At 66.8% G+C, this 12,731-nt stretch carries 13 protein-coding genes; 7 read left to right on the top strand and 6 right to left on the bottom strand.

The features are described 5' to 3' along the window. The first annotated feature begins 369 nt into the window (after window positions 1-369). Window positions 370-1,731: a cation:proton antiporter gene (locus QZ546_RS05830; RefSeq protein WP_294235645.1), complete on the top strand. Its 1,362-nt coding sequence runs from the start codon at window positions 370-372 to the stop codon at window positions 1,729-1,731. Between the two features lie 117 nt (window positions 1,732-1,848). On the opposite strand, the gene QZ546_RS05825 is transcribed toward QZ546_RS05830, so the two are convergent. Together QZ546_RS05825 and QZ546_RS05820 are read right to left on the bottom strand one after the other, a co-directional pair. After that, window positions 1,849-2,532: a PEP-CTERM sorting domain-containing protein gene (locus tag QZ546_RS05825; RefSeq protein ID WP_294235644.1), complete on the bottom strand. Its 684-nt coding sequence runs from the start codon at window positions 2,530-2,532 to the stop codon at window positions 1,849-1,851. A 178-nt stretch (window positions 2,533-2,710) separates the two neighbouring features. Further along, complete coding sequence (locus QZ546_RS05820; protein ID WP_294235643.1) at window positions 2,711-3,409, bottom strand: PEP-CTERM sorting domain-containing protein; 699 nt, start codon at window positions 3,407-3,409, stop codon at window positions 2,711-2,713. 200 nt (window positions 3,410-3,609) lie between these two features. Here QZ546_RS05820 and QZ546_RS05815 point away from each other — a divergent pair, with 200 nt between their 5' ends. From QZ546_RS05815 to QZ546_RS05790, 6 genes are all read left to right on the top strand, one after another. Then, the gene (locus tag QZ546_RS05815) at window positions 3,610-4,248 is read left to right on the top strand and encodes a tetratricopeptide repeat protein (RefSeq protein ID WP_294235642.1); all 639 of its coding nucleotides are present in this window, start codon (window positions 3,610-3,612) and stop codon (window positions 4,246-4,248) included. Window positions 4,249-4,442: 194 nt separating this feature from the next. Then, the gene (locus QZ546_RS05810; protein WP_294235641.1) at window positions 4,443-4,895 is read left to right on the top strand and encodes a MarR family winged helix-turn-helix transcriptional regulator; all 453 of its coding nucleotides are present in this window, start codon (window positions 4,443-4,445) and stop codon (window positions 4,893-4,895) included. Continuing rightward, the gene (locus tag QZ546_RS05805) at window positions 4,892-6,295 is read left to right on the top strand and encodes an efflux transporter outer membrane subunit (RefSeq protein ID WP_294235640.1); all 1,404 of its coding nucleotides are present in this window, start codon (window positions 4,892-4,894) and stop codon (window positions 6,293-6,295) included. Before QZ546_RS05810 ends, QZ546_RS05805 begins: the two co-directional genes overlap by 4 nt. Then, window positions 6,292-7,470 (top strand): efflux RND transporter periplasmic adaptor subunit, encoded by a 1,179-nt coding sequence (locus tag QZ546_RS05800; RefSeq protein ID WP_294235639.1) that lies wholly within the window; start codon window positions 6,292-6,294, stop codon window positions 7,468-7,470. The genes QZ546_RS05805 and QZ546_RS05800 overlap by 4 nt, the downstream gene beginning before the upstream one ends. Continuing rightward, a complete protein-coding gene (locus QZ546_RS05795; RefSeq protein WP_294235638.1) occupies window positions 7,470-9,029 on the top strand; it encodes a DHA2 family efflux MFS transporter permease subunit in 1,560 nt (519 codons plus the stop codon). The genes QZ546_RS05800 and QZ546_RS05795 overlap by 1 nt, the downstream gene beginning before the upstream one ends. 169 nt (window positions 9,030-9,198) lie before the next feature. Then, window positions 9,199-9,996, top strand: a complete 798-nt coding sequence (locus tag QZ546_RS05790; RefSeq protein ID WP_294235637.1) for a ThuA domain-containing protein — start codon at window positions 9,199-9,201, stop codon at window positions 9,994-9,996. On the opposite strand, the gene QZ546_RS05785 is transcribed toward QZ546_RS05790, so the two are convergent. The 4 genes from QZ546_RS05785 to fabZ all read right to left on the bottom strand — a co-directional run bounded on the left by QZ546_RS05785 (window position 9,997) and on the right by fabZ (window position 12,725). Then, window positions 9,997-11,400, bottom strand: coding sequence for an L-serine ammonia-lyase (locus QZ546_RS05785; RefSeq protein WP_294235636.1), 1,404 nt, complete (start codon window positions 11,398-11,400; stop codon window positions 9,997-9,999). Between the two features lie 73 nt (window positions 11,401-11,473). Further along, window positions 11,474-11,788: a PilZ domain-containing protein gene (locus tag QZ546_RS05780; protein WP_294235635.1), complete on the bottom strand. Its 315-nt coding sequence runs from the start codon at window positions 11,786-11,788 to the stop codon at window positions 11,474-11,476. Window positions 11,789-11,940: 152 nt separating this feature from the next. Further along, window positions 11,941-12,171 (bottom strand): 50S ribosomal protein L31, encoded by a 231-nt coding sequence (rpmE, locus tag QZ546_RS05775; RefSeq protein ID WP_058717894.1) that lies wholly within the window; start codon window positions 12,169-12,171, stop codon window positions 11,941-11,943. Between the two features lie 101 nt (window positions 12,172-12,272). Beyond that, the gene (fabZ, locus tag QZ546_RS05770) at window positions 12,273-12,725 is read right to left on the bottom strand and encodes a 3-hydroxyacyl-ACP dehydratase FabZ (protein WP_294235634.1); all 453 of its coding nucleotides are present in this window, start codon (window positions 12,723-12,725) and stop codon (window positions 12,273-12,275) included. Between the last annotated feature and the right edge of the window lie 6 nt (window positions 12,726-12,731).

Genomic DNA, 12,731 nt, shown 5'->3' with positions numbered 1-12,731 from the left:
TCGGAAGGCATGAGGCGATCGAGAGTCTTGAGGGCTTTTTCTGTCCCTCTCTCCTGGACAGGGGAGAGGGTTAGCGAAGCTGGCTAGCGCAGCTTGGTTGAGGGGTTGAGCGAGCCCTGCGGGCTCGCGCGCTCGGTCCCCGAGCGCCGACCCCTCACCCGGCTCCGACTAAGCCTTTGCTACGCAAAGACCAAGTCTGCGCAACCCTCTCCCCTCAAAGAGGGGCGAGGGACAGAAGAAGGCCACTTGTCCCCCCAAGCTGCAGGATTTCCTGCTTGTGACCGCGTCCCCTATCCACCGGGCGGGCGGGCTCCCTTCCATCGGCATTTTATGGCATCACGCGCGCCGACAGGGGAGGATCATCATTCGATGAACGACGCGATGGAGAGTTTCTGGAAGACGGCGGGCGGGATCCTCTCGCCCCACGGGCCCGCGACCGCCGGTGCGGCAGCCAGCTATGTGCCTGGCGACTACAGCATTCATTTCTTCCTGCAGCTGGCGGTGATCCTGTTTGCGTGCCGCATCGTCAGCTGGGCCGGCCAGCGCTTCCTGGCGCAACCGCCGGTCGTCGGGGAGATGATCGCGGGCGTCGTGCTCGGCCCATCCCTGCTCGGCCTGTTCTTCCCCGAATTGCAGGGCGCGATCTTTCCCAAGGAGACGCGCAATGTCCTTTATGCCGGGTCGCAGCTGGGCGTAGCGCTCTACATGTTCCTGGTGGGACTGACGCTGCGCCTCGACCATTTCCAGTCCAAGGCGAAGAGTGCGATGGCGGTCTCGGCCTCGGGCGTCCTTGCCCCCTTCCTGATCGCGGTTGCGATCACGCCGTTGCTCTTGACCGTACCCGGCCTGTTCGCACCCGGCATCAGTCAGGCCAATGCGACGCTGTTCATGGGGGCGTGCATCGCGCTGACCGCTTTCCCGATGCTCGCCCGGATCATCAACGAGCGCGGGCTGGGGAACAGTCCGCTCGGCACGCTGTCGCTGGCGGCGGGCGCGTTCGACGATGCCGCGTCCTGGTGCGTGCTGGCGATCGTGCTGGCGACCTTTGGCGGCGGTCCGGGCGTTGCGATCCTGGCGATCGGCGGCGCCGCGCTTTATGTCGGCTTCCTGATCCTGTTCGGTCGCCGCCTGCTCGCACCGCTCGGCCGCGCGGTCGAGGCCAGGGGCGAGATGTCGACGACCATCCTCGCGCTCACGCTGATGGCCTTTTGTCTGTCCGCCTTCATCATGGACGCCATCGGGGTGCATGGCATCTTCGGCGGCTTCATCCTGGGCGTCTTCATGCCGCGCGGCGCCTTCGCCACCGAATTGAAGAAGAAGGTGGAGCCGCTGGCAGTCGTGCTGCTGCTGCCGATGTTCTTCACCTATTCGGGGCTGAACACCCGGATGGACATGGTCAATTCGACCTCGCTGCTGCTGATCGCGCTCGGCATTCTCGCCGCCTCGATCGCCGCCAAGTTCGGCGCCTGCTATCTGGCCGCGCGCGCCTGTGGCGAGGACAATCGCACCGCGATGGGCATCGGCGCCCTGATGAACTCACGTGGGCTGATGGAACTCATCATCATCAATATCGGGCTGCAAAAGGGCATTATCGGCCCGACGCTGTTCTCGATGCTGGTGCTGATGGCGATCGTGACCACGATGATGGCCAGCCCGCTGTTCGAATATGTCTATGGCCGCAAGGCACGCGTCCTGGGCGAGATGGAGACGCTGAGCAAAGCAGCCATGTGAATGATCTGAAAGCGCCGGCTCCCCGACGGGCGGCGGACACAAAAAAGGGTGGCCGGAGCCACCCTTTTTCATGCCCTGGACCGATCGTTTCCGACCGGTCCGGCAAGCCGCGCGCTATCAGGCGGCCTTCTTGCGGCGGCGACGCGAAGCGGCGACCAGGCCACCGATGCCCGCACCGAACAGGGTCAGCGTGGCGGGTTCCGGCACCGAGGTCGGCGCAGTGTTGAAGAACGAGACATTGTCCAGCTCGAACGCGGTGTCACCCGAAAAGAACTTCACGCTTCCGATCTTCTGGCCGGTCAGGCTGTCGAGCGTGTAGGTGACATACTGGTTGTACTTGGCGGCGCCCGACTGGCCCCACGAATTGTCGGCACCCGGCGCTGCGAAGTCCAGACCGGTGATCGTACGGATCAGCTGGCCCGCGGTGTCGAAAATCGACAGGCTGTTGTACGAATCTGCCGAACCCCAATAGAGGCTGACACCGTCAAAGCCCTTGCCGCCGGTGCTCAGCGTCGCGCTTTTGCCGCCATCGACCATCAGATACTGGGTCGTGTCGCCGGCCGGGGCGCTATAGCCATTGGCACTGCCCGTGACCAGCAGACCGTTGCCGGTCAGCGAAAAGCCGTTCGGAAGGTTGGTCTGGCCGGGCGTGCCGTTGCTGTTGAAATCCACGGTGGTCGAACCGGCCCGCGGCGTCTGGTCGCCCGCGACGCTGGTCAGCGTGCCCGGGGTCAACGTGCCGGCGCCCGCCGCCGTCGACATCAGCGCACCGGCGAGGAGCCCCGCCACCATCTTTGCCATTCCGGCCATCATCTTCCTCCCTGACTCGCCCAAACCAATCTTGCTGAGGCTGTGATGGCGCATGTGACGCGCCATCACCACGTTCGATCCTGGCCGGTGAGTCCCGATACGGATCAGAACCACTGAAATCCGGGCAGAATGTCCCGATACGGCGCAGATCCGCCTCAGTTGACGAAGATCAGGCGGCCCGCCGACGACGCCGGGCCATCCCCATCAGCCCCGCCAGACCCGCACCGAACAGCGCGATGGACGCCGGTTCGGGCACCGAGGTCGGAGTCGCGCCGAAGAAGGAGATGTCGTCCACTTCGAAGGCGTAGCCCGACGAATTGGGCGAGGAGAAGCGCAGGCCGCCGATCTGCTGCCCCGTAGCCGGGTCGAGCGTATAGGTCACGTAGCGGTTGTTGCTCGCCAACAGGCCACCCGAGACGTCGGCGCCGGTCAGCGTGGCGATCACCTGGCCCAGCATGTCGAGGATATCGAGCGTGTTGGCGCTGTCGATCGACCCCCAGTTCAGGGCGATGCCGCGATAGCCATAATTCGGATCGGCGGTCAGCGTCGTCGTGCGGTTCGGCATCGTCACCAGGAAATTGGTGTTGTCACCCGCAGGCGCCAGATAGTTCCAGCTGAACCCGCCCCAGGACGAGGACGAAGCGATCTGGCCACCCTGCAGCGAAAAGCCGTTGGGCAGGCCGTTGTTGAAATCGACCACCGTCGATCCCGTCGGCGGGGTCAACTGCTTGGTATAGCCGTCATTGGCGACTGAGGTCAGCGTTCCCGGTGCCGCCTCAGCCGGCGTCGCGCCGACCAACGCCGCCGCAACGGCCAGCAGGACGCCCGCAACCGGCCGATTCTTAAAGCGCAAATGCCCGCGCATCATATTTTCTGCCCTCTGAGTCACCCAATCTGATAGCCGTACATATCGCATCCATCGGTATATCAAACAATTCCTCTACGGGTCGTTATACCGACCGAATTCTGCTTCAAGATAAGACAGGGTGTCGGCAGCCGCCGGGCTTTTACCCTATCTCAACGATCTTCAGGTGATAGGCACCGCCTACCCATCAGCAGGGACGATCCATGAAACGCCGCAAGAAGCTCTTCGTCATAGCGGGCGTCGTGCTCGCCCTCATCATCCTCGCTTTTACCGCCCGCGCCCTGCTGCGCCATCCGACTAGCAAGCCGGCACCGACGCCGGTCTTCGTCGAACGACCGACCCCGGCCGCCGACCCCAATGTGGCGAAGGCCGCCGCCGCCAAGGCGCCGGGCGATGCCGCCGCGCAGAAGGAACTGGGCGACGCGCTGCTCGCCAAGCGCCGCTTCGACGAAGCCGCCGTCGCCTATCGGGCGTCGCTGGCCATCAACCCCAACCAGCCACTGGCCTGGTCCGCCCTGGGCGAGACGCTGATGCAGACCAGCAAGGCCGAAGGCGTGGGCCTGCCCACCGGCGCGGCCGAGGCATTCCGAAAGGCGCTGGCGCTCGACCCGCGCGATCCGCGCGCCCGTTTCTATTTCGCGATGGAAAAGGACTTCAAGGGCCAGCATGACGAAGCCATTGGCGAATGGCTGCAATTGCTGCGCGAGGTGCCCGCCGGATCGGACGCGGACGAGGCGATCCGCACCACCCTCGCCGCCTCGATCAAGCGCAACGTCCAGCTGATCCGCCAGGCCGCCGACGAAGCCGGTCGGGTGCAGCCGCGCTACAAGGCCCAGAAATAATCCCGACCCTGTTGGGGGCCGAACGAACGGCGCGGACGGCATGACGCTGTCCGCGCCGTTCTTGCTTTGGCGGGGCATGGGAACCTCATGGACGGACGGATCGAGGTCGGAGCCCAAGCCATACCGTCGATGAAATTCATGTTATAAACGCAACGAGAATTGACTGCTCAGGCAATCATTGCCATGGCAGCGATATGACGCAGCACTGCCCTGACCCTTTCGATCCCGAGCGTGCGGTCGGATATCTGACCAAGCGCGTGTTCCAGCTTGCCCGGATCGGCGTGGAACCCGTCTTCGCCGATGAGGAAGTCACCCATGTCCAGTGGAGCGCGCTGATGGCGCTGCAATATGGCGTCGGGGGTACGGCGGCGGAACTGGCGCGACATCTTTGCCACGACACCGGCGCGACGACCCGGATCGTCGACACGCTGGAGGAGCGCGGCTTGATCCAGCGCTGCCGCTGCACCGAGGATCGCCGCGTGGTCCGCCTTTCGCTGACCGATGCCGGGAATGTCGTTTCCGATCGGTGCAAGGCCAAGGTCGTCGCGCAATGGAATGACTGGCTGGCCGACTGGTCGCACGAAGAGATCGAACGCTTCGTCGGCGACCTGCAGCGCCTGCGCAACAAGCTGGAGACGGTGGCATGAAGCGGTTCGCATTTTCGATCGGATTGCTGCTGGCGGGCTGTTCGGTACCGCAGGCGCATCCCGCCATCACGGCCACCCCGCCCGAGACGCTGGGCCTGGGCAATGCGCAAGCGCCGCTGGTCGCCGCCGACTGGTGGCGCGGGCTGGGCGATGCGCAACTCGACCGGATCGTCGGTGACGCGCTGGCCGGCAATCCCTCGCTCGACATCGCGCTCGCCCGCCTGCGCCAGGCCGAGTCGGTGCTGGCCACCCGCCGCGCCGATGACGGGCCGTCGGTCACGCTCGATGCGCAGGAGCAGTATAACCGGCTGTCCGGCCGCTACATCATCCCGCCCCCCTATGGCGGCACGCTGCAATGGCTGGGCCAGGCGCAGGCCAATCTGAACTGGACGATCGACCTGTTCGGACGGCAGGCGGCGGCGATCGAGGCGGCGCGCGCCTCGACCCGCGCGGCGGCGCTCGACGTGACGGCGGCGCGGCTGGCGCTCGCGGGGTCGGTGGCGCAGACCTATGTCGAACTGGCCCGCGCCGAGCGGCAGGCGGCGATCGCGCGCCAGACGATCACGACGCGCACCCGCTCGCTGGGGCTGGTCCAGGCGCGGATCCGGCATCAGCTCGCCAGCCAGATCGACGCCTCGAGCGCGCAGACGCTGCTCGCCCAGGCACAGGTCGCGCTGGCCCGGTCCGAGGCGCAGGCGGCACTGTCGCGCAACGCCCTGGCGGCGCTGACCGGCCATGGCCTCGACTATGCCGCCACCATCGCGCCGACAAAGCTGGCCTTCGACGCCGCCCTCCCCATCCCGGCCACCATCCCGGCCGACCTTCTGTCGCGACGCCCGGACATCGCCGCCGCGCTCGCCCGGATCGACGCCGCCGAAAAGGGACAGGAGGTCGCGCGCAAGGCGTTCCTGCCCAATATCAACCTGGCCGCGCTGGCGGGTTTCCAGGCGGTGGGGCTGGGCAATCTGTTCACCGCTGATGCGGGTGCGCTGGCGGCGGGGCCGGCCATCCATCTGCCGATCTTCGACAGCGGACGGCTGCGCGCCGGGCTGGCCGGGGCGACCGCCGCGCTGGATCTGGCCACGGCCGACTATAACAACCGCATCGTCGGCGCGGTGCGCGAGGCGGCCGATGCCGTGACGCGGAGCCGGAGCATCGCCACCGAGCGCGCCCGCCAGGCCGAGGTCACGCGCGGCCTGTCCGAGACACGCCGCCTGAACGCGATCCGCGTGTCGAGCGGGCTGCAATCGCAACTGGGGCTGATCGACCCCGACATCCGCCAACTCGAATCCGATCAGGCCGACGCCAATCTCGCCGCCGACGCGGTCCAGGCGCGCATCGCGCTGGCCGTCGCCCTTGGGGGCGGTTTCTCCTCTTCTTCGCAGGGTATCACACAATGAGCGACACCGAAGCCGCCGCCCCCTCCTCCCCCACGACCCAGTCGCCGACCGGCGGCAAGCCGAGGGCGCGCAAGACCGGCCTGACCATCCTCGCCATTATCGTGGTGATCGCCGCGATCGTATGGGCGGTGTTCCACTTCCTGCTCGCCAAGCCGGAAGAGGAAACCGACGACGCCTATGTCGCGGGCGATGTCGTGGCGATCACCGCGCGCGATCCGGGTCAGGTGCTGGCCATCCATGCCGACAATACCCAGACGGTGAAGGCAGGCGAGCCGCTGATCGACCTGGACCCGGCCACCGCCGATGTGGGTCTTGCCTCCGCCGCCGCCGAGCTGGCGCGTGCGGTCCGCGCCACCCGCGCCGACTTCACCAAGGTTAATCAGAGCGGCGCCGCCATCGTCCAGGCCCAGGCCGAGCTGACCCGCGCGCGCGCCGACTATGCCCGCCGCCAGGGCGCCGCCGCCGAGGGTGCGGTGTCGGGTGAGGAACTGTCCCACGCCGCCGACGCGGTGAAGGTCGCGACCGCCAATCTGGCGCTCGCCCGTGCCCAGGCCGCCCAGGCCCGGACCACCGTGCAGGGAACGGATGTGAACACCAACCCGGCCGTCCTCGCCGCCATCGCCGCCTATCGCCGCGCCGCCATCGCGCGCAGCCATATGCATGTCGTCGCGCCCATCGACGGCGTCGTCGCCCAGCGGACGGTACAGGTCGGGCAGCAGGTCGCGGCCGGAACCCCGCTGATGGCGGTGGTGCCGCTCGACCGCCTCTGGGTCGATGCCAATTTCCGCGAGACCCAGCTGCGCGACATCCGCATCGGCCAGCCCGCGACGATCACCGCCGACATGTATGGCGGCAAGATCGTCTATCACGGCAAGGTCGTCGGCCTGGGCGCCGGCAGCGGCAATGCCTTCGCGCTGCTGCCGCCGCAGAACGCCAGCGGCAACTGGATCAAGATCGTCCAGCGCGTGCCGGTGCGCATTGCCCTGAACGCCAACGAGCTGCGCCAGAACCCGCTTCGCGTCGGCCTGTCGGCGACCGTGACCGTCGATACCGCCGATCAGAACGGTCCGCGCATCGGGTCCGCCGCGACCCCGGTGGCCAGCACCCGGGCAACCGACGGCAATGATCCGGCGATCGAGGCCCGGATCACGCAGATCATCGCGGCCAATCGCTGATGGCCGGCTCCCCCGCTCAGGCGGGTGCGGGGGACGGCCCCGCACCGCTGAAAGGCGCCTCGCTGGCGCTGATCGCCTTCGCCCTCGCGCTCGGCACCTTCATGCAGGTGCTCGATTCGACCATCGCCAACGTCTCGCTACCCACCATCGCGGGCAATCTGGGCGTCAGTTCGGACAATTCGACCTGGGTCGTCACCGCCTTCGCCGTCGCCAACGGCGTGGCGGTGCCGCTGACCGGCTGGCTGATGGGCAAGTTCGGGGTGGTGCGCACCTTCTGCGTCTCGGTCTTCCTGTTCACCATCGCCTCCTTCCTGTGCGGCATCGCGTGGGACCTGTCCTCGCTGATCGGTTTCCGCGTGCTGCAGGGCGCGGTGTCGGGGCCGATGATCCCGGGCAGCCAGGCGCTGCTGATCTCGATCTTCCCGCCGCAAAAGCGGTCGACCGCACTCGGCATCTGGTCGATGACGACGCTCGTCGCACCGATCATGGGGCCGATCCTGGGCGGATATATCTCCGACAATTATCATTGGAGCTGGATCTTCCTGATCAACGTGCCGGTCGGCCTGTTCTGCGCGGGCGTATGCTGGCGCGGCCTGTCGAGCCGCGAGACGCCGACCCGCAACCTGCCGATCGACAAGGTTGGCCTGATCATGCTGGTCGTCTGGGTCGGCGCTCTCCAGATGATGCTCGACCTGGGCAAGAATGACGACTGGTTCCATTCGACCCGGATCGTGGTGATGACCGTGATCGCCATCGTCGGTTTTGTCGCCTGGCTGATCTGGGAGTTGACCGACGCCAATCCGGCGGTCGACCTGTCGCTGTTCAAGGGTCGGAATTTCAGCATCGGGACGCTGTCCTTCTGCCTGGGCTATGCGGTGTTCTTCGCCAACACGCTGCTGCTGCCGCTCTGGCTCCAGACGCAGCTCGGCTATACCGCGACCTGGGCCGGCCTGGTCGCCGCGCCCAGCGGGGCGGTGGCGGTGGTCCTCACCCCCATCGTCGCGCGCCTGTCGGGCAAGGTCGATGCGCGGATCATGGCGACCATCGCCTTTGCCGCCTTCGGCCTGTCCTATTGGATGCGATCGGGGCTCAACACCTCGGCCAGCTTCAGCGATTTCGTCCTGCCGCTGATGGTGCAGGGGATCGCGATGAGCACCTTCTTCCTGGCGATGCTGACCATTGCGCTGGACGGCGTGCCGCAGGCCCGCATCCCCTCGGCCACCGGCATCTCGAACTTCGCGCGTATCACGGCGGGCAGCTTCGCCGCGTCGCTGACCACGACCATGTGGGACCGGCGCGAGGCGATGCACCAGGCGCATCTGTCCGACGCGATCGGGCAGAATCCGGTGTGGCAGATGGCGCGGACCGGACTCAACCATCTGGGCCTGACCGATACCCAGGCCGCCGCCGCCGTCACGCGTCAGATGGTCGGCCAGGCCTATCTGCTGGCCTCGACCGACATCTTCTATGTCTCGGCCTGGCTCTGCATCGTGCTGGCGGCGCTGACCTGGTTCACCCGGCGCCCCAAGCCGCATGACGGCCCGATCGCGGCGGACTAAGCCAATTCCTCCCCTGTAAGGGGAGGGGGACCAGCGAAGCTGGTGGAGGGGTGTCCCCGCTGATGGTGACACCCCTCCGTCAGTCCTGCGGACTGCCACCTCCCCTTGCAGGGGAGGAATGAATTGCCCTTCGCCTTCAGCTTGCTACGCTCCCCCAAAAGGGAGATGGATGATGCTGAAAACACTGGTGATGATCGCATTGATCGCGGTGGCGCAGGCGCCATCGGACCCGCATCTGCCGGGCCGCACCGTCGACACCGTCGCCCCTACCCTGCCCGCCGGGCTGAAACGCGGCGTCCTTATCGTTTCCAAGACCAATGGCTGGCGGCACTTCGAGCATATCCCGCATTCCAACGCGGTGCTGGCCGACATCGCAAAGCGGCTCGGTCGTCCGAGCTTCACCACCGAGAATGCGGCCGTCTTCAACGACGACCAGCTTTCCCATTTCTCCGTCGTGGTGCTGAACAGTGCGAGCGGCGACTTTCTGACGCCCGAGCAACAAGCCGCCTTCGCTCGCTTCGTCGCGCGCGGCGGGGGCGTGGTCGCGCTCCATGCGGCGGGCGACGACAGCCACACCGCGCCCTGGTATGTCGACACCATCATCGGCACGACCTTCACCGGCCATCCGGGCGGCGCCGACCATATCCAGCCCGCCCGGGTCGAGATCGTCCAGACACGCCATCCGATCATGGCCGGAGTCAGGACGCCCTGGGCGCCACGCGACGAATGGTACAGCTTTACGAACAATCCCGCCGCCAAAGGCATGACGATCCTCGCGCAGATCGACGAGGCCAGCTACCGCCCTGGCGACCGGCTGCGCATGGGCACGCATCCGATCATGTGGATCAACCCGCGCACAAAGGGCCGGGTCTTTTATTCGGCCATGGGGCATGAGCCCGAACTTTATGACGACCCCGATTACCGCCACATCCTGACCAACGCGGTGCGCTGGGCGGCGGCGCGGTGATCAGCACTCGACGACGTTGACCGCCAGGCCGCCCAGGCTGGTTTCCTTATATTGCGACTTCATGTCCTCGCCGGTCTGGCGCATCGTCTCGATCACCTGATCCAAGCTGACGATATGCTTGCCGTCGCCGTGCAGCGCCAGATAGGCGGCGTTGATCGCCTTGATCGCCCCCATCGTGTTGCGCTCGATACACGGGATCTGGACGAGCCCGCCGATCGGGTCGCAGGTCAGGCCCAGATTATGCTCCATGCCGACCTCGGCGGCATTCTCAACCTGCGCAGGGCTGCCGCCCAACGCCGCCGCCAGCCCCGCCGCCGCCATCGAGCAGGCCACCCCGACCTCGCCCTGGCATCCCATTTCTGCCGCCGAGATGGACGCCCGCTTCTTATAGAGCATGCCCACCGCCGCCGCCGTCAGCAGCAGGGTGCGAACCCCGTCGCGGGTCGCGCCATGGACGAAGGTCTCGTAATAGCGCAGCACCGCCGGGATCACCCCCGCCGCGCCATTGGTCGGTGCGGTGACGACCCGGCCGCCCGCCGCATTCTCCTCATTGACCGCCAGCGCCCAGAGGCTGACCCATTCGAACACCAGGCTGGGGTCGGTGCGCGGGCCCCGGTCGAGCAGCTTCTGCCGGATCGCCTGGGCTCGCCGCTGGACCTTCAACCCGCCCGGCAGGATGCCCGACGCCGCACAGCCGCGTTCGATCGCGCCGCACATTGCGTCGCGCACCCGGTCCAGGAATGCGTCGGTCTCCCCGTCCTCGCGCCATGCCGCCTCGTTCGCACGGACGATCTGCGCGATCGACAGCCCGGTTTCCGCGGTCCGCTCCAGCAACTCCGCGCCCGAGGCGAAGGGATGTGCGAGGCGCCGGTTCGTCCGCATCGACTCGGCGCCCTCCATGCGGATCGCCCCGCCGCCGATCGAATAGAAGCGGCGGACGACCGCGCTGCCATCGGGCAGGAAGGCGGTGAAGACCATGCCGTTCGGATGGGCGGGCAGGAAGCCGGGGCGGAACAACAGGTCGGCCTCATAATCGAACGGCATCGGGTGCCGTCCGTCGAGCGTGATCTGCCCCGTCTCGGCGATCGCCGCCAGCATGGCTTCGATCGCATCGGGATCGACCGTCTCGGGCGTCTCGCCCGCCAGGCCCAGCAGGACCGCGCGATCGCTATGGTGCCCGCGCCCGGTCAGCGACAGCGATCCGAACAGTTCCGCCTGCACCCGCTCCGGCACCAGGCCGGTGTCGAGCATCTCCATCGCAAAGGCCTTGGCCGCCCGCATCGGTCCGACCGTGTGCGAGCTGGATGGGCCGATGCCGATGGTGAACAGCTCGGTCACGCTGACCGCGGCGACGCTGTCTTCGCCGCGCGGGAGCGCGGTCGCGGGGGTGACGGGCAGGGTCAAGATCGTTCCATTTGTTACGGCTTTCGACGTTGCGTAGCGCAACTGCCGGGAACTGACCAGCCCGCCCGCCCGATCAGGTCATCGGTGCGAGGATCTCGAAGGCCTCGGGCGCCAGCGGCGTCTGGAACTGGCAACCAGCCGCGAAATCGGTCGCCCAGACGACCCTGGCGGTGACTTCCCCCACCTGCGGCAGGCGCAACCAGATGTCGGAGCCACGACGCAGCGCGGTATAGGTCTGGAGCTTGGCGCCGTGGATCGAAATGTCGAGCACCCGGCACAGCGCGCGGGCCAGGCCGCCACGATCCATGTCCGTGTCCAACGCCGTCGGCTTCCGCGGAGACCGGCGGCGATCGGGAAATTCAGCGGGTTCGAATTCAGCGGCGAACATGCGGATGATGGTACGCGCCGCTGGTTAACGGACTGCAAACCGCATTTATAAAATTTCCGCCACGGACGACTGGCGGCGCCCGAAACGCAAAAGGCCCGGCCCTCCGCGAACGGAGAACCGGGCCCATGTCGGTCGCCCAAGGGGCGAGACGATTACTTGCGGAGCGTGAGACCGCCGCCGAAACGCTTGTTGAAGCGCGCGACCTGACCGCCGGTGTCCAGCAGCGAGCCACGGCCGCCGGTCCAGGCCGGATGTGCCAGCGGATCGATGTCCAGCTGCATCGTGTCGCCTTCCTTGCCCCAGGTCGAGCGGGTTTCGAACACGGTGCCGTCGGTCATCTGCACCTTGATCATGTGATAGTCGGGGTGCGTATCGGTCTTCATGATATTGCTCCGGAAAATGGCTGGTTCCGACCAGCCTGGAAACGGGAAGCGCGGCCCATAGCGGACCGCGCTTCGTTAGTCAAAACCGCGTATCGCGCCGGTCACGCCGTCTTGGGCGGGTCGGCGATCATCGCGGTGAAATTCGCCTCTGCGACGGTCACGCCGTCGATCTTGGCGACGCCCGCGAACTTGCAGACGCTCGACCGCTTCTGGACGAATTCGACCTCCAGATGGAGGAGCACGCCGGGTTCCACGGGCTTGCGGAACTTGGCGCCGTCGATCGCCATGAAATAGACGAGCTTGCCCGATCCCGCGAGGCCCAGGCTTTCCACCGCGAGCACACCGGCGGCCTGCGCCAGCGCCTCGACGATCAGCACGCCCGGCATGATCGGACGACCCGGGAAATGGCCCTGGAAGAAGCCCTCGTTGATCGTCACCGCCTTCACCGCGCGGATCGACGTGTCGAGGACCAGTTCCTCGACACGATCGACCAGCAGCATCGGATAGCGGTGCGGCAGGGCCGCCATGACCCGCCCGATGTCGAGCGGACCCATGGTCGT

It is taken from the genome of uncultured Sphingomonas sp., assembly GCF_913062585.1.
Lineage (GTDB): Bacteria > Pseudomonadota > Alphaproteobacteria > Sphingomonadales > Sphingomonadaceae > Sphingomonas.
Note: the sequence above shows the minus strand (reverse complement) of the source record. Positions and strands in the feature narration are given on the sequence as shown.